Consider the following 16371-nt stretch of genomic DNA (forward strand, 5'->3'; position numbering starts at 1 on the left):
CCGCGCCCATGACGATCCCCGAACTCCTCACCATCGGGCGGGTCAGTGTCGATCTCTACGCGGAGCAGGTCGGTGTCTCGATGACCGAGGTGACCACGCTGCGCAAGTCGGTGGGCGGCACCTCGACCAACGTCGCCGTCGCCGCCGCCCGACTCGGACACCACGCCGCTGCCGTCACCAAGGTCGGCGACGACGAGTTCGGGCGCTACATCACCCACGCGCTCGAACACACCTTCGGCGTCGACACCCGCTGGGTCACGTCGGATCCTGAACTCAAGACGCCGCTGGCGTTCGCCGAGCTCGATCCCCCCGAGGATCCGACGATCATCTTCTACCGCGAGCCGCGCGCACCCGACCAGAACCTGCGTCTCGACGACGTCGATCTCGACGTCGTCCGGGAGGTCCCGCTGTTCTGGGTACCGGCCTCCCGATTCGCTTGGGAGCCGAGCCGCTCGACGGTCACCGAGCTGCTGCGCGCACGCGGTCGACGCTCGCACACCGTGCTCGACCTCGACTGGCGCCCGATGTTCTGGAACTCGCCGGCGGAGGCCTCCGAGCAGATCGCACCGATGCTCGACCACGTCACCGTCGCGATCGGCAACCGCGACGAATGTGAGATCGCGGTCGGTACTCGCGACCCCGACGAGGCGGCCGACCGCCTGCTCGAACGGGGGCTCGAGATCGCCGTCGTCAAGCTCGGTGGCGAGGGCGTCATGGTCGCCACCGCCGACGGTGTGCGAGAGCGGATCCCGCCGTTCCTGGTCGACGTGGTCTGCGGCCTCGGGTCGGGCGACGCGTTCGGTGGCGCCTTCTGTCACGGCCTGCTCAGCGGCTGGGACCTCGTTCGCTCGGTCGAGTACGGCAATGCCGCCGGCGCGATCGTCGCCGGACGCCTCACCTGCGCCGACGCCATGCCGACCGCCGACGAAGTCGACGCGTTCATCGCCGGTCGCACGTCCAGCACCACCTCGAACACCACCCCCTCGAACACCACTGGAGCACCATCATGAGTTCCCGCCGCCGACTCGGCATCGGCGTCATCGGATTCGGCTGGATGGGACAAGCCCATTCCCGATCGGCGGCGCGGATCTCGTCGCTGTTCCCCGACCGCAGTTTCGACACCGACCTGGTGATCTGCGGTGACAGCGTCCCGCAGCGGCAGATCGAGGCGGTCGAGGGCTTCGGGTTCCGCGAGGCCACCGCCGACTGGCGCAAGGTCGTCGAACATCCCGACGTCGACGTCGTCTACGTCACGGCGCCGAACATGATGCACGAAGAACTCGCGATCGCCGCGGCCGAGGCCGGCAAGGCCGTGTTCTGCGAGAAGCCGGTCGGCGGCAAGCCCGATCAGACCGTGCGGGTCGACGCCGCAGCGCGTGCCGCCGGCGTCATCACCGGTGTCGGCTACAACTACCGCTGGGCGCCGCTCGTGCAGCACGCCAAGCACCTGATCGACTCGGGACAGCTCGGCGAGATCACGAACTACCGCGGCCGCTTCTTCTCGATGTACGGCGCCGACCCGATGGGGCTGCTGTCGTGGCGGTTCCTCGTCGACGAGGCGGGGTACGGCGTGTCGTCCGACATCCTCTCCCACGCCGTCGATCTCGCCACGATGCTGATCGGCCCGATCACGTCGGTGTCGGGCACGATGGAGACGTTCATCAAGGATCGGCCGCTGCCCCGGGAAGGTGGTACCCACTACGACCGTGGCTCGCCGGCCGACCCGACGGGCACGGTCACCAACGAGGACTACGCGGCAGCGATGGTCACGTTCCACAACGGTGCCCGCGGCACGTTCGAGTCGTCGCGGGCGATCATCGGACCCGAGTCGCAGATGGCGTTCGACGTCTACGGCACCAAGGGTGCGCTGCGCTGGAATCTCGAGACGATGAACGAACTCGAGGTGTTCATCAGCGACGAATCGGGTGCGGCGCCCCGCGGCTACACCAAGGTCTACGCCGGTGACCGGTACCCGTACCACGGTCACTTCGTACCCGGTGACGCCAACTCGATCGGGTACGAAGACCTCAAGGTGATCGAGAACTACGAGTTCCTGTCGGCGGTCGCTTCGGGCGTCCAGCACGAGCCCGGTTTCGCCGAAGCCGTCGACTACGTCAGCTTCCAGGCCGCGTGGCTGCGATCGTGCGAAACGGGCAGCTGGACCGACGTCGTCTCGCTCCGGGAGGGCACCTGATGGAAACCGTTCGACTCACCACCGCCGAAGCGATCGTCCGCTACCTGATCGCCCAGAAGACCGTGATCGACGGCGACACCGTGCCGCTGTTCCCCGGTGTCTACGCGATCTTCGGGCACGGCAACGTCACCTGCCTCGGGCACTCGCTCGAACAGCACCGCGACGAGCTGCCCACGTGGCGCGGCCAGAACGAACAGGGCATGGCCCTCGCCGCCACGGCGTACGCGAAGGCGACGAAGCGCCGGCAGATCATGGTGGCCACATCGTCGATCGGGCCGGGCGCGACCAACATGATCACCGCGGCCGGGGTGGCGATGGCCAACCGGCTGCCGTTGCTGCTGATCGCCGGCGACACGTTCCAGTCGCGTGTGCCCGACCCCGTCCTGCAGCAGGTCGAGCACTTCGGCACGCCGTCGACCACCGTCAACGACGGCTTCCGGCCGGTCGTCCGCTACTGGGATCGCATCACGCACCCGGCGCAGGTCGTCCAGTCGCTGCCACACGCGGTCAACACGATGCTCGACCCCGCCGACTGCGGCCCGGCGTTCATCGGCTTGCCGCAAGACATCGCCGCCGACGCGTACGACTACCCGGTGCGGTTCTTCGACGAGGTCGTGCACGAGCCGCGCCGCCCGCGCCCCGATGACGGCGAACTGGCTCGTGCCGCGGCCGCGCTCGCAGCCGCCGAGAAGCCGCTGATCATCGCCGGCGGCGGTGTGCACTGGTCGGAGGCCGAGTCCGAGCTGCGCAGGTTCGCCGAGCGCCACAACATCCCCGTCGTCGAAACGGTGGCCGGTCGCACGTCGCTGCCACAGTCGCACCCGCTGCACGCCGGACCGATCGGCGTCACCGGCTGCACCAGCGCCAACAATCTCGCCGCCGAGGCCGACGTCGTGCTGGCCGTCGGCACGCGGCTGCAGGACTTCGCGACCGGTTCGTGGACGGTGTTCCAGAACGAGTCGGTGAGGATCATCGGGCTCAACGCCGCCCGGTTCGACGCCACCAAGCACCTGGCGCTGCCCCTCGTCGCCGACGCCCGCGAGGCACTCACCCAGTTGACCGACTCGCTCGGTGCCTACCGGGCGCCCGACGACTGGTCGACGACCTGCGCATCCGAGGTCGCGCAGTACCACGCCTACATCGACAAGATCGCGGCGCCCGACAGCAGCGCCGACAGCGGTCTGCCCACCTACGCCCAGGTCGTCGGAGCGGTCGACCGCCTCGCCACGGCCGACACGTACGCGCTCACCGCGGCGGGTGGCTTCCCGGGCGAGCTCGTCAACGGATGGCGATCCGACGTCGTGCACTCCTTCGACACCGAGTACGGCTTCTCGTGCATGGGCTACGAGATCGCCGGCGCGTGGGGCGCCAAGATGGCGCTGCCCGACCGTGAGGTCGTCGCGTTCGTCGGCGACGGTTCCTACCTGATGATGAACAGCGACCTCTACAGCTCGGTCCTGTCGGGCCACAAGCTGATCGTCGTCGTCTGTGACAACGGCGGGTTCGCGGTGATCAACCGGCTCCAGATCAACCAGGGCGGCGTGCCGTTCAACAACCTGATCGCCGACGCCAAGATCCTCGACGAGGTGCGCGTCGACTTCGCCGCCCACGCGGCGGCGATGGGCTGTCGCACCGAGACCGTCGCCGACATCGCCGAACTCGGGGCGGCGTTCCTGCGAGCCCGTGAGGCTGACCGCACCACCGTCATCGCGTTGCGCACCGATGCGTACTCGTGGACGGAGGGTGGCGCCTTCTGGGAGGTCGGCGTGCCCGAGGTGAGCGACCGTCCCGAGGTCGTCGCCGCTCGCGCCGAGGTCGACGCCGGCAAGTCGGATCAGCGGGTGGGTTGGTGATGAGCGGTCGGTTCCACGAGCGGGTCGCCCTGGTCACCGGCTCGACGCAAGGGCTGGGGCGTGCCCTCCTGCTCCGGATGGCGGGCGAGGGTCTCGCGGGTGCGGTCGTCACGGGTCGCAATGCCGAGCGTGGTGCCGACGTCTGCGCCGAGCTGGGGGAGCTCGGCTGCGAGGCCGTGTTCGTCGCTGCCGAACTCGATTCGGCCGACGACATCGACGCGCTGATCGCCGCGGCCGACGACCGCTTCGGTCACATCGACCATCTCGCCAACTGCGCCGCCGTGACCGACCGCGGCGACGTCTGGACGACCACGCCCGACTTCTGGGACTGGATGATGGCCGTCAACGTCCGTGCGCCGTTCCTCCTGACCCAGGGCGTCGCCCGGATCGCACGCCGCGAGGGCCGGCCGGCATCGGTGGTCAACATCGGCAGCGTCGCCGGGTACGGCGGCCCCGACTTCATCACGGCCTACAGCGTCTCGAAGGGCGCGCTGCTGACCCTCACCAAGTCGCTCGCGTTCCAGTTGATGCGCCACCACATCCGCGTCGTGCAGGTGAACCCCGGCTGGATGGACACGCCGGGTGAAGACCTCATCCAGCGCAAGTACCACGGCGGTGGCGACGACTGGCTCGAGCGGGCCGAGGCCGAGCGGCCGTTCGGTCGGCTGATCAAGACCGACGAACTGGCCCGCACCCTCGCCTTCGTGCTGAGCGACGACGCCGGGATGATGACCGGCTCGATCATCGACTACGACCAGACGGTGCTCGGCGCCGGCGCCGGTGAACTCCCACCCCTGCTCGAACCGGACGGCGACCGGTGACCGACTACAGCCTGACCGGACCGTCGTCGGTCGCCGCGGTCGAGCGCGGCCTCGCGAACGCAGAGTGGTTCGCGCCCGTGATCGACCCGGAGCGACTCCGAGAGCTGCAACGCCGGTCGAACACACGGGCCGCCGTCGACGTCGCGCTGTGGCTGGCGCTGATCGTCGCATCGGGCGTGTGGGCGTACTCGACGATCTGGTCGTGGTGGTCGATTCCCGCGTTCATGGTCTTCGGTGCGCTGTACGGCGGCGCCGCCGACGCTCGCTGGCACGAATGCGGTCACGGCACCGCGTTCCGTTCGCCGCTCGCGAACGACGTGATCTACCACCTCGCCTCGTTCATGCTGTGGCGTGGCCCGACCGTGTGGCGGTGGTCGCACTACCGGCATCACACCGACACGATCATCGTCGGCCGCGACGCCGAGATCGTGTTCCAGCGACCGCCCAGTGTCGGACGCGCGGTGTTCGCGTTCACCCACCTGCAGGGTGGCCCGCAGATGTTCGCCCGTCTCGTCCGGCATGCGGCCGGTCGCCTCGACGACGACGCGAAGAACTTCGTGCCGGAGACCGAGCACCGACGCGTCGTGTGGGAATCGCGCATCATGGTCGCGATCGTCGGGGCCGTCGCGGTGTGGAGCCTCGTCGCCTGGACGATCGTGCCGCTCATGTTCATCGGCCTGCCGACGATCTACGGCGGCTGGCTGGTGGTGTTCTTCGGCATCACGCAACACGCGGGCATGCGCGAGAACGTGCTCGACCACCGGTACAGCACGCGCAGCGTGGCGATGAACCCGGTGTTCCGGTTCCTGTATCTCAACATGAACTACCACGTCGAGCACCACCTGCTGCCGAGCGTGCCGTACCGGGCGCTGCCCGACCTGCACGACGAGATCAGCGATCAGCTCGCACCCCGGAAGCCGAACACACTCGCCGCGTATCGCGAGATCTTCCACGCGCTGCGTCGGCAGTCGACCGACCCGACGTGGGAGATCCCGCTCGACGTGCCCGACGTACCGTCGGCGACCCGGCAACGGATCGACGTCGGTGAGACCAACTGGGTTCGACACGCCGACGGCGGCCTCGACATCGGCGCGGCCGACACGCTCGAGGCCGGGCAACTGCGTCGCGTCGACATCGACGACCGCACCTTCGTCGTCTGTCGCCTCGCCGACGGGCAACTGTCGCTCGCCGACGGTCTGTGCACCCACGCCGAGGTCCATCTCGCCGACGGTGCGATCGTCGACGGGCAGATCGAGTGTCCGAAGCACAATGGACGCGTCGACGCGGTGACCGGCGAACCCACGCGTAAACCGATCCGTACGGCGCTCTGTGTCTACGACGTCGACGAGATCGCCGGTCGGATCGTCACGCATCTCACCGTGAGGAGCAACACCCATGTCTGACCTTCGAATCGGTGTCCTCGGCTGCGGCCGAATCGGCCGGATGCATGCCGAGTTGATCGCGGGCCGCGTCGAGGGCCTTGCGCTCGGCGCCGTGTACGACGTCGTGACGGCGGCAGCGAACGACACGGCAGCCAGGTTCGGTGGTCGCGTCGCCGACACCCCGGAGTCGCTGATCGAGGGCGATGACGTCGACGCGGTGGCGATCTGTTCGTCGACCGACACGCACATCGACCTGCTCGTCGCCGCGGCGGCGGCCGGCAAGCCGGTGTTCATCGAGAAGCCGCTGTCGCTCGACCTCGCACAGGTCGACCGCGGCGTCGCCGCGGTCGACGCCGCCGGCATCTCGGTGCAAGTCGGGTTCAACCGCCGCTTCGACCCGAGCCATCGCGCGGTGCGCGATCGGGTGCAGCGCGGCGACCTCGGCGACGTCCACCTCTGCCGGATCACCAGCCGTGATCCGGCGCCGCCGCCGATCTCCTACATCGAGGTGTCCGGCGGGATCTTCAACGACATGACGATCCACGACTTCGACATGGCGCGGTACGTCACCGGCAGCGAGGTCGTCGACGTCTTCGCCCACGGTGCGGTGCTCGTCGATCCGGCGATCGGAGCGGCCGGCGACTTCGACACGATCGTCGTCACGATGCGACACGAGAACGGCGCGATCACCACGATCGACAACTCGCGCCAGGCGGTGTACGGCTACGACCAGCGCGTCGAGGTGTTCGGGTCGGCCGGTCTGGCGATGTCCGACAACCCCCTGAGCACCACGACGGTGTTCCGCGACGCCGACGGCGGCCACCAGTCGACGGTGCCCTACTTCTTCCTCGATCGTTACATCCCGTCGTACCTGGCGGAGTGGGCGGCGTTCCGCGACCTGGCGCGCGACGGAGGACCGTCGCCGGTGTCGATGGCCGACGGCCGCGCGCCGCTCGCACTCGGCATCGCCGCGCTCACCTCTGCCCGTGAAGGCCGGATCGTCCCCGTCGCCGAGGTCGGTTGATGCGCGCCTACATCACCGGAGCGACCGGGTTCGTCGGATCGAACATCGCGTCGGAGTTCGCGGCGATGCCCGACACCGACGTGCACTGCCCGGTGCGGTCGGCGCACCCCGACCCGGGGCTGTCCACCGAATCGCTCGATCTGCTCGACGACGCGGCGCTGATCGCCAGCGTCGAGCGGTACCTGCCCGACGTCATCGTGCACGCGATGATCCTCAACGACCACGACCTGATGTACGCCGACCGGCACCTCGCCTGGCACTCGTACGTCGGCACCACCGAGGTGCTCGGCGACGCCGCGAATCGGATCGGCGCGACGCTGATCCTGGTGTCGACCGACTGGGTGTTCGACGGCACACAGGGCCCGGCCGCCGAAGACACGCCGCCGAACCCGATCAACCTGTACGGCGTCCTCAAGCTCGCGAGCGAGATGGTCGTGTCGCAGCGCTGCGAGCGCGGGGCGATCGCCCGAGTGTCGGGTGTGCAGGGCCACCACCGGGCCCGGCCGACGACCCCCCGCTCGCAAGATCTGGGCTACGGCTACCTCGCCGCCTCGATCGTCGACGCGCTCTCCACCGGGAACCGGTTCACCGTGTGGGAGGCGCCCGACATCAACAACGTCGCCACCCTCAGTCTGGCGAGCGAGACCGGCCGGATCATGCATGCGATCGCCGGACTCGACGACCCGCGCGACGTCTTCCACTGCTGCGGCTCCGAACCGGTCAGCCGCCGCGAGCTCGCGTACGCGACCTGTGACGTGTTCGGCCTCGACCGGGAACTGCTCGACTTCGGCCCGCCCGACGACGCGGCGATGATGCGGCACGCGGTCCCGTACGACACGTCGTTGTCGACCGACCTGACCACCGCCCGACTGGGCACGACACCGCTGACGACGGTCGAGATCCTCGAACGCTTCAGCGACGAACGCGCACGAACAGGAGCACTCACATGACCAGCACGACCCGATCCGGCCCGATCCGCCCCGCCGACGGGCCGGGCACATTGCTCGACATCACGCCGGAGTCCGCCGGTTGGTCGAACGTCGCGTTCGCGATCCACGACGTACGCGCCGGTTCGCCGCACCGGGGTGGCACCACCGACCGCGAGACCGCGATCGTCACGATCGAGGGTGCCGGCCGCGTGCTCGTCGACGGGCTCACGGTCGACGTCACCCGCACGTCGGTGTTCGACCAGGTCGGCCGCATCGTCTACGTGCCGCCCGGCGTCGACTTCACGATCGAGACCGACGGCGCGCTCGTCGTGGCCGTCGGGTCGGCACCGGCCGAGGGCAAGCTGCCGGTGCGCGTGTTCGAACCGTCCGAGATGCGCAGCGAGATCCGCGGCGGTGGATCGTCCTATCGCCAGGTGGTGCACGCGCTCGCGTACCCGCTGCCCGCCGAGCACCTGATCCTCTACGAGGTGTACGTGCCGCGTGGCACGTGGGCCGGCTGGCCGCCGCACCGCCACGACGGCGTCGACGGTTCGCCGTACCTGGAGGAGGTGTACTACTTCCGCCTGCAGGGTCCGGAGGGGTACGTGCTCCACCGCAACTTCACCGACGGCGCAGGACTCGCCGGCGTCGGCGACGATTTCGACGAGGTCGTCGTCGCCCGCGACGGCGACGCGGTGCTCGTGCCGCAGGGGTACCACACGTCGGTCGCCTCGCCCGGCTCGAACATGTACTTCCTCAACTACCTCGCCGGCGAGCTCGAACTCGACGACCGCAAGACGCCGCCGTGCTTCCACTCCGACCACACCTGGATCGAAGCCGATTGGGACGCCGGTGCCTGGAGCCTGCCCGTCGTCCCCCTCACGTGAGTTGCGTCCGGTGAGTCTCGACGGCCTACGCGACGACCGTGGTGTCTTCCGCGTGCTCGCGGTGGACCATCGCGACTCGTTGCGGCTGTTCCTCGAACCCACCGCGCCCGAATCCGTCCCGAACGAACTGCTCACCTCGATCAAGGCGGAACTCGTGCGAGCGGTGTCGCCGTTCGCGACGGGGGTCATGCTCGAACCCGAGTACTCGATCCCGCAGCTGATCGACGACGGATCGCTCGCCCCCGGTGTCGGCTTCATCGCTGCGCTCGAGTCGCAGGGGTACCTCGGCGACCCGGGTGCCGGCCCGACGACGATCCTCGACGGCTGGTCGGTCGAGCAGGCGGCGGCGAGCGGGGCGTCCGCCGCCAAACTGCTCCTGCCGTACCATCCCGATCGGCCGCTGGCCGCCGCCCAGCGAGCGGTCGCCGCCGACGTCCTGGCCGAGTGTCGACGCGCCGGGCTCCCGTTGGTGCTCGAACCGCTGTTCTACGCCGTGCACGACGCGGCCGAACGAGCCCGGGTGGTGCTGACCACGGTCGAGCACTTCGCCGACACCGGCGCCGACCTGTTGAAGCTGCCGTTCCCGGTCGACCCGGCGGTGGTCGTCGACCACGACCAGCGTGTCGCCGCCTGCGCAGCGGTCACCGCGCGATGCGAACAGCCATGGGCGCTGTTGTCGGGTGGCGGCGGATTCGAGGTGTTCGCCGAGCAGGTCGCGGCGGCGCTCGAGGCGGGGGGATCGGGCTTCATGGTCGGCCGTGCGCTGTGGGGCGAGGCAGCCCGCTGCCCGGCCGAACGCCGCGCCGACGTGATCGCCGACACCGTGCTTCCCCGCTGGCACACACTCGCGGCGATCGCTCCATCGTCGTCCGAGCCGTCCCCCGAACCGCCGTGACCCCGCCTTCCCCGACCGAGTTTCCAGCCACGAACACCCCCAGAGAGAGACGATGATGACCGAGTTCTTCGACACCGTTCCCGAGCCGATCCGCTACGAGGGACCCGACAGCGACAACCCGCTCGCCTTCCGTTGGTACGACGCCGACCGCGTCGTGTTCGGCAAGACGATGGCCGAGCACCTGCGCTTCGGTGTCTGCTACTGGCACTCGTTCGCGTGGGATGGCTCCGACATCTTCGGCGGCGGCACGCTCGATCGCCCGTGGAACCCGATGACCGCGAGCGGCGCTGCCGCCGGTCTCGACCCGATGGCGGCCGCCAAGCTGAAGATGGAGGCGGCGTTCGAGTTCGTGCAGAAGCTCGGAGCGCCGTTCTTCTCGTTCCACGACGTCGACATGGCACCCGCCGGCGCGACGTTCGCGGAATCGGCCCGCAACCTCGACGAGCTGGTCGACCTCGCCGCCGAGCACATGGAGCGCACCGGCATCGACCTCCTGTGGGGCACCACCAACGCCTTCTCGCACCCCCGGTTCATGTCGGGCGCCGCCACCAACCCCGACCCGGCGATGTTCCAGTACGCCGCGGCGCAGGTCGCGCACTGCATGAACGCGACCCACCGGCTCGGCGGCGCCAACTATGTGCTCTGGGGCGGCCGGGAGGGCTACGACACGCTGCTCAACACCGACATGCGCCGCGAGCTCGACCAGCTCGGCCGGTTCATGAACATGGTCGTCGAGCACAAGTACGCGATCGGGTTCGACGGCACGCTGCTGATCGAGCCGAAGCCGATGGAGCCGACCAAGCACCAGTACGACTACGACGTCGCGGCCGTGTTCGCGTTCCTCCAGAAGTACGGGCTCGAGAACGAGATCAAGGTCAACATCGAGGTCAACCACGCGACGCTGTCGGGTCACGACTTCCAGCACGAGGTCGCGACGGCGGTCAACGCCGGGATCTTCGGGTCGATCGACGCCAATGCCGGCGACGATCGGCTCGGCTGGGATCTCGACCTGTTCCCGAAGTCCGTCGAGCAGATGACGCTCGGCATGCTCGAGATCCTGCGCGGCGGCGGGTTCACGACCGGTGGCCTGATGTTCGACACCAAGCTGCGTCGCCAGTCGATCGCTCGTGACGACCTGTTCCACGGCCACATCGGCGGCATGGACACGATGGCCCGCTCGCTGCTGGCCGCGGCGTCGATCATCGAGGACGGCGAGATCGACCGCCGCCGTGACGAGCGCTACGCCGGCTGGAACGACCGGGCCGACATCCTCGACGGCGAGGTCACGTTGCAGCAGCTCCACGACGCCCAGATGACCGGTGCCGAGCCGCAGCCGGTGAGCGGCCGACAGGAGGCGCTGGAGCACCTGGTGGCCCGCCACATCGAGCGGGCTCGCTGAGCGATGGCGCGGCAGTTGGTCGTCGGCGTCGACTCGTCGACCCAGTCGACCAAGGTCGAGGCTCGCGATCTGCAGACCGGTGAGGTCGTCGCGACCGGTACCGCCAAGCATCCGCCCACCGCGCCGCCGGTGTCCGAGCAGGACCCGCAGGCCTGGTGGGTTGCGCTGGTGAGCGCGGTCGAGCAGCTCGGCGACCACCGCGACGACGTCGTGGCGATGTCGGTCGCCGGCCAGCAGCACGGGCTCGTCCTGCTGGACGCGGCCGGGGCGCCGGTGCGCCCGGCCAAGTTGTGGAACGACACCACCTCGTCGCCGCAGGCCGACCGCCTGGTCGACGACCTCGGCGCCGATCACTGGGCGGAGCGGACCGGCAGCGTGCCGGTCGCCGCGTTCACGATCACGAAGCTCGCCTGGGTCGCCGACCACGAACCCGAACTGCTGGCCCGCGTGGCGAAGGTGATGTTGCCGCACGACTACCTCACCTGGCGGCTCACGGGGGAACACGTCACCGACCGAGGGGACGCGTCCGGCAGCGGCTGGTACGACCCGACGAGCGGTGTCGGGCTGTCCGACCTGCTGGCAGCCGCCACCGGCGGCGACGGCGCGACGTGGCTCGGGCGGGTGCCGCGGGTACTCGATCCGAGCGAGCGAGCCGGTTCGCTCACGGCCGCGGCAGCGACCGCGCTCGGCCTCCGCCCCGACGTCGCCGTCGGCCCCGGCACGGGCGACAACATGGGGGCGGCGCTCGGCCTGGGGCTGCAGGCCGGCGACGTCGCGATCTCACTCGGTACCTCCGGCACGGTGTTCGCGGTGTCGGCGAGCGCCACGCACGACCCGTCCGGAGCGGTCGCCGGCTTCGCCAGTGCGAGTGGCGACTTCCTCCCACTGGTCTGCACGCTCAATGCCACGAAGGTGACCGACACCGTGGCGCGCTGGCTGGGTACCGACCCTGCCGGTCTCGCCGACCTGGCACTCGCGGCAGCCGACGACCCGGGTGAGGTCACCCTGGTGCCGTACTTCGACGGCGAACGCACACCGAACCTGCCCGACGCCACGGGCACGTTCGCCGGACTCACCAACACGACCACACGCGAGCAACTCGCGCTCGCCGCGCACGACGGTGTGCTGTGCGGTCTGCTCGACGGGGTCGACGCGCTCCGCGCCGTCGGAGCGACGGTCGACGGTCGGGTGTTCCTCGTCGGCGGTGGCAACCGGTCGGCGGCCTATCGACAGCGCGCGGCCGATCTGCTCGGGCAGCCGATCATCGTTCCCGACACCGACGAGACGGTGGCGACGGGCGCCGCGGCACAGGCCGCCGCCGTCGTGACCGCTTCGTCGTTCCGCGACCTCGCGAGCACCTGGGGTCTGGGCGCGGGTGCCGGGGTCGATCCGGCGAACGATGCCGGTGGGGTCCGCGACCGGTACCGGACGACCGCAGGCTGAGCGCCGCCGATCGATCAGGCAGCGTTGGTGAGCACCTGGACGCGACCGTCCTGGTGGATCAGGGCGGAGAGCTGCGCATGCCAGACCACCTGGAGGATCACGTGACCCTCGGCGTTGCGAGCACGTGCGACCTCGGTGTCGAGCCGTGTCAACACGTCGCGGATCTCGGTCAGGTCGGCCGGCGGGAGGACGCCGACGTCCGACAGTGCTCGATCCAGGTCACAGTCCGAGGCGCGAGCGGCGACACACAGTCGCTGCAGATTCTCGGCCGACGGTGGTCGAAGCATGCCAGCTCATCGGCACCCGGCAACGCCCGCTTGAACGCGTTATCGCGCGAGACGGCAACGCCGCCGACCGACCGATGTCAGCTCTGGTCGCCGCGAGCGACGTCGGTCGGATCGTCGCCCCGCTCGATCGCCTCGACCATCGCGCGCGCCTGACCGATCCAGTCTTCGCGCTCGACCCGGCTGTCGTGGAGGTCTGGCAGGATGTCCTGCAACGACTCGACCGACGAGTTGGCGATCTGGGCGAAGGTCCGGATGCCGGCACCGTTGAGGATCTCCTCGATCGCCGGGCCGATGCCGACGAGCAACTTCAGATCGTCGCCGGCCGCGTCGGAGATCTCGTGTGTCTCGGTGATCTCGTCGCCGGTGGCCTCGGTCGCCGGTTCGAGCGTGGCGGTGCCCGCGGTCGAACCCTGCCCGGAGAAGCCGGGTACCCGCAGCGGGGTCCCGAGCGGCACGTTGAGGTGTGCATCGGGCTGCGCCATCTTCGATTCGCCGTTCTCGATCGCGTCGAGCAGGTGGATGGCGAGATCGGCGACCTTGACCTGGTCTTCTTCGACCCCCGCGCCCTTCACGCCGTCGTCGAGCATGATGTAGCAGAACGGGCAGGCGGTGGCGACACGGCTGGCGCCGGTCGACAGGGCCTCGGCGGCGCGCTCGTCGTTGACCTTGACGCCGATGTCCTCCTCCATCCACATGCGGGCGCCGCCGGCGCCGCAGCACATGCCCGTGGTGCCGTTGCGTTCCATCTCGACGATCTCGATGCCCTTGATCGAACCGACCACCTTGCGGGGCGCCATGTAGACGTCGTTGTGGCGGCCGAGGTAGCACGAGTCGTGGTACGTGATCCGCTCCTCGAGGGTGGCCTGCGACACGTCGAGTCGGCCCGACTCGATCAGCGACTCGAGCAGCTGCGTGTGGTGCACGACCTCGTAGTTGCCGCCGAGCTGCGGGTACTCGTTCATCAGCGTGTTGAAGCAGTGCGGGCACTGCGTGATGATCTTCTTCACGCCCATGCCGTCGAGCATCTCGATGTTCGGCATGGCCAGCATCTGGAACAGGTACTCGTTGCCCGATCGGCGGGCCGAGTCGCCGGTGCACATCTCCGACGGCCCGAGGATCGCGACGTCGATGCCCGCCCGCGTGAGCAGCTTGGCCATCGCCTGGGTGACCTTCTTGTTCTTGTCGTCGAACGAACCGGCACAGCCGACCCAGTACAGGTACTCGGCCTCGAACGGTTCGCCCGGATCGACGACCGTGACCTCGGCCAGATCGTTCGCCCAGTCGCCACGTTCGCCCTGGTTGAGACCCCACGGGTTGCCCTGGTTCTCCATCGCCCGATACGCGTTGCCGAGCTCGGCGGGGAAGTTCGACTCCATCAGCGACAGGTAGCGCCGCATGTCGAGGATCTTGTCGAGGATCTCGATGTTGACCGGGCAGATCTCGTCACACGCCTTGCAGCTCGTGCACGCCCAGATCTCCTCGGGGGTGATGCGCTCGAACAGGCTGTTGGCGCCGATCGTGATCTCGGCGTCGGTGCCGAGCGGGGGGCTGACCTGGGGGTTGCCGGTGGCGGCCATGACCTCGCCGGTCTTCAGCACGATCTCGCGCGGGTCGAGCGGCTTGCCGGTGGCATGGGCCGGGCACACGCTGGTGCAGCGCCCGCACATCGTGCAGGCGTCGGTGTCGAGCAGTTGCTTCCAGGTGAAGTCCTCGACGACGGATGCGCCGAACGACTCGAGTTCGGTCTCCATCAGGTTCGGCATCGGCTTCATCGCGCCCTTCGGACGGTCCTTGTCGCGCAGGTACATGTTGAGCGGCGACGTGAACATGTGACGCAGCATGGTGACCGGCAGGATCGCGAGGAACACGATGAACGAGAGCACGTGCGCCACCCACGACCACTGGTGCCAGGTCTCGAGTGCACCGAGCGACAGGCCGTCGACCGTCTGGGCGAGCGGGTACCCGATGAAGCTGTACCGCTCGTAGCTCGGGGTGCCCTCGACCGCGATCCGGAACATCTCCGACGTGAAACCGGTGACACCCAGCACGAGGAAGGTGCCAAGGATGACGGCGTGTTCCGGCTTGGACTTGATGCGGATCCGATACGGCTTCTGGACGTAGCGGCGCACGATCGCCCAGAGCACACCGACCGTGAACACGAGACCGGCGAGATCGCCGACGAACGAGTACGCCTGATAGGTGCGGCCGTGGAGGAACTTGAGTTCTTCGGGCAGCTGGTGATCGACCTCGAGCACCGTGGTCACGCCGAGCAGCACCAGGAACCCGAAGTACATGAACGAGTGCATCAGGCCGGCGGCCGAGTCGCGCAGCAGTGTCTGCATGTAGACGCCGGCGCGGAAGTCACCGGCCCGCTTCTTGGCGTTCTTGGCGGTGGTCTTGCGCTTGGCCGGTGCGCCGCGCTCCCAGTTCTTCATGCGGTTGGCGAACTGGATCGAGCCCCACACGAGCATCACCGGGATGATCGTGTAGAACGCCACCACCAGGGCATCGGGCACGTTGACGAACACGGTCCGGTGGATCGCGTTGTCGTTGTGCCACCCGGTGATCTGCGGCACGATGCCGGAGATCACCGTGAAGACGGCGATGCCGATCCCGAGCCCGAGGGCCAGGTGATGGGGCTTGATGCGGCCGGGCCCGGAGGTGGCTGCAGCGGTGGTGTCGTCGTGCGCGCTCATGACGCGCCACACGCTACTCGCCGGTACCGCCTCGGCAGAAGGTCGCCGGACGGCTCATGCCCCGCGAACGAGCGGCGGGTCAGCCGAAGGACTGGCGATCGAGATTGCGGATGTGGCCGGCGAGGGTGCCGAGGAGCTTCATCGCGATCTGCGGGTGCTGCTCGATCACCTGCTGGAAGTGCCGCTGGTCGAGCACGAACAGGGTGCAGTCGGTGTCGCAGATGACGCTGGCGGTGCGCGGTCCGTGGTCGAGCAGCGAGAGTTCGCCGACGACGGCGCCAGGGCCGAGCGTGACGACCTTGCGACCGTTCCGGCGGACGGTGACGTCGCCGTCGAGCAGCACGAACGCCTCGCGACCCATCTGGCCCTGATCGACGATCAGCGTCCCGGCGGTCATCACGATCTCGTCACCGGCCTTGAGGATCGCCTGGAGTTCGCGTTTGGAGCACCCGGCGAACATCGGGACGGACTTGAGATGTTCGAGCTGAGCTGCCTTCGACGCCATGCCCGAAGAGTAGCCGCGCCCCGCGACGTCGGCGACGGTCGCGTGCGGGGTCGCCG

At 69.0% G+C, this 16371-nt stretch carries 14 protein-coding genes; 11 read left to right on the forward strand and 3 right to left on the reverse strand.

Features of this window, described 5'->3' with window-relative positions; genetic code table 11:
• Positions 1-8 precede the first annotated feature (8 nt).
• The 11 genes from iolC to xylB are packed head-to-tail and all read left to right on the forward strand — an operon-like array spanning position 9 to position 12827.
• On the forward strand, positions 9-1010 hold the full coding sequence (gene iolC, locus R8G01_17220; GenBank protein MDW3215743.1) for a 5-dehydro-2-deoxygluconokinase: 1002 nt from the start codon (positions 9-11) through the stop codon (positions 1008-1010).
• A complete protein-coding gene (locus R8G01_17225) occupies positions 1007-2194 on the forward strand; it encodes a Gfo/Idh/MocA family oxidoreductase (GenBank protein MDW3215744.1) in 1188 nt (395 codons plus the stop codon). The genes iolC and R8G01_17225 overlap by 4 nt, the downstream gene beginning before the upstream one ends.
• Complete coding sequence (gene iolD, locus R8G01_17230) at positions 2194-4047, forward strand: 3D-(3,5/4)-trihydroxycyclohexane-1,2-dione acylhydrolase (decyclizing) (GenBank protein ID MDW3215745.1); 1854 nt, start codon at positions 2194-2196, stop codon at positions 4045-4047. The genes R8G01_17225 and iolD overlap by 1 nt, the downstream gene beginning before the upstream one ends.
• Positions 4047-4868 carry an SDR family oxidoreductase gene (locus R8G01_17235; protein MDW3215746.1) on the forward strand — a complete coding sequence of 274 codons (822 nt, stop codon included), beginning with the start codon at positions 4047-4049 and terminating at the stop codon, positions 4866-4868. The genes iolD and R8G01_17235 overlap by 1 nt, the downstream gene beginning before the upstream one ends.
• Positions 4865-6271 (forward strand): fatty acid desaturase, encoded by a 1407-nt coding sequence (locus R8G01_17240; protein MDW3215747.1) that lies wholly within the window; start codon positions 4865-4867, stop codon positions 6269-6271. Before R8G01_17235 ends, R8G01_17240 begins: the two co-directional genes overlap by 4 nt.
• Positions 6264-7274, forward strand: a complete 1011-nt coding sequence (gene iolG / locus R8G01_17245) for an inositol 2-dehydrogenase (protein ID MDW3215748.1) — start codon at positions 6264-6266, stop codon at positions 7272-7274. Before R8G01_17240 ends, iolG begins: the two co-directional genes overlap by 8 nt.
• A complete protein-coding gene (locus tag R8G01_17250) occupies positions 7274-8224 on the forward strand; it encodes a sugar nucleotide-binding protein (GenBank protein MDW3215749.1) in 951 nt (316 codons plus the stop codon). The genes iolG and R8G01_17250 overlap by 1 nt, the downstream gene beginning before the upstream one ends.
• A complete protein-coding gene (gene iolB, locus R8G01_17255) occupies positions 8221-9090 on the forward strand; it encodes a 5-deoxy-glucuronate isomerase (protein MDW3215750.1) in 870 nt (289 codons plus the stop codon). The genes R8G01_17250 and iolB overlap by 4 nt, the downstream gene beginning before the upstream one ends.
• A 10-nt stretch (positions 9091-9100) precedes the next feature.
• Positions 9101-9985, forward strand: a complete 885-nt coding sequence (locus R8G01_17260) for a hypothetical protein (GenBank protein ID MDW3215751.1) — start codon at positions 9101-9103, stop codon at positions 9983-9985.
• A 52-nt stretch (positions 9986-10037) separates the two neighbouring features.
• Positions 10038-11384, forward strand: coding sequence for a xylose isomerase (xylA, locus tag R8G01_17265; GenBank protein ID MDW3215752.1), 1347 nt, complete (start codon positions 10038-10040; stop codon positions 11382-11384).
• Positions 11385-11387: 3 nt separating this feature from the next.
• On the forward strand, positions 11388-12827 hold the full coding sequence (xylB, locus tag R8G01_17270) for a xylulokinase (protein MDW3215753.1): 1440 nt from the start codon (positions 11388-11390) through the stop codon (positions 12825-12827).
• Between the two features lie 14 nt (positions 12828-12841).
• Here xylB and R8G01_17275 read toward each other — a convergent pair whose 3' ends face one another.
• The 3 genes from R8G01_17275 to R8G01_17285 form a co-directional block, all read right to left on the reverse strand.
• Positions 12842-13114: a hypothetical protein gene (locus tag R8G01_17275; GenBank protein MDW3215754.1), complete on the reverse strand. Its 273-nt coding sequence runs from the start codon at positions 13112-13114 to the stop codon at positions 12842-12844.
• A gap of 77 nt (positions 13115-13191) precedes the next feature.
• Positions 13192-15810 carry a heterodisulfide reductase-related iron-sulfur binding cluster gene (locus tag R8G01_17280; GenBank protein MDW3215755.1) on the reverse strand — a complete coding sequence of 873 codons (2619 nt, stop codon included), beginning with the start codon at positions 15808-15810 and terminating at the stop codon, positions 13192-13194.
• Between the two features lie 79 nt (positions 15811-15889).
• A complete protein-coding gene (locus R8G01_17285) occupies positions 15890-16315 on the reverse strand; it encodes a cyclic nucleotide-binding domain-containing protein (GenBank protein MDW3215756.1) in 426 nt (141 codons plus the stop codon).
• Between the last annotated feature and the right edge of the window lie 56 nt (positions 16316-16371).

The organism is Ilumatobacteraceae bacterium, assembly GCA_033344875.1.
Taxonomy (GTDB): domain Bacteria; phylum Actinomycetota; class Acidimicrobiia; order Acidimicrobiales; family Ilumatobacteraceae; genus Ilumatobacter.

Coding starts and splice junctions, on each gene's coding strand:
- iolC (MDW3215743.1), top strand. CDS start 9: ATGACGATCCCCGAACTCCTCACCATCGGGCGGGTCAGTGTCGATCTC.
- R8G01_17225 (MDW3215744.1), top strand. CDS start 1,007: ATGAGTTCCCGCCGCCGACTCGGCATCGGCGTCATCGGATTCGGCTGG.
- iolD (MDW3215745.1), top strand. CDS start 2,194: ATGGAAACCGTTCGACTCACCACCGCCGAAGCGATCGTCCGCTACCTG.
- R8G01_17235 (MDW3215746.1), top strand. CDS start 4,047: ATGAGCGGTCGGTTCCACGAGCGGGTCGCCCTGGTCACCGGCTCGACG.
- iolG (MDW3215748.1), top strand. CDS start 6,264: ATGTCTGACCTTCGAATCGGTGTCCTCGGCTGCGGCCGAATCGGCCGG.
- R8G01_17250 (MDW3215749.1), top strand. CDS start 7,274: ATGCGCGCCTACATCACCGGAGCGACCGGGTTCGTCGGATCGAACATC.
- iolB (MDW3215750.1), top strand. CDS start 8,221: ATGACCAGCACGACCCGATCCGGCCCGATCCGCCCCGCCGACGGGCCG.
- xylA (MDW3215752.1), top strand. CDS start 10,038: ATGATGACCGAGTTCTTCGACACCGTTCCCGAGCCGATCCGCTACGAG.
- xylB (MDW3215753.1), top strand. CDS start 11,388: ATGGCGCGGCAGTTGGTCGTCGGCGTCGACTCGTCGACCCAGTCGACC.
- R8G01_17275 (MDW3215754.1), bottom strand. CDS start 13,114: ATGCTTCGACCACCGTCGGCCGAGAATCTGCAGCGACTGTGTGTCGCC.
- R8G01_17280 (MDW3215755.1), bottom strand. CDS start 15,810: ATGAGCGCGCACGACGACACCACCGCTGCAGCCACCTCCGGGCCCGGC.
- R8G01_17285 (MDW3215756.1), bottom strand. CDS start 16,315: ATGGCGTCGAAGGCAGCTCAGCTCGAACATCTCAAGTCCGTCCCGATG.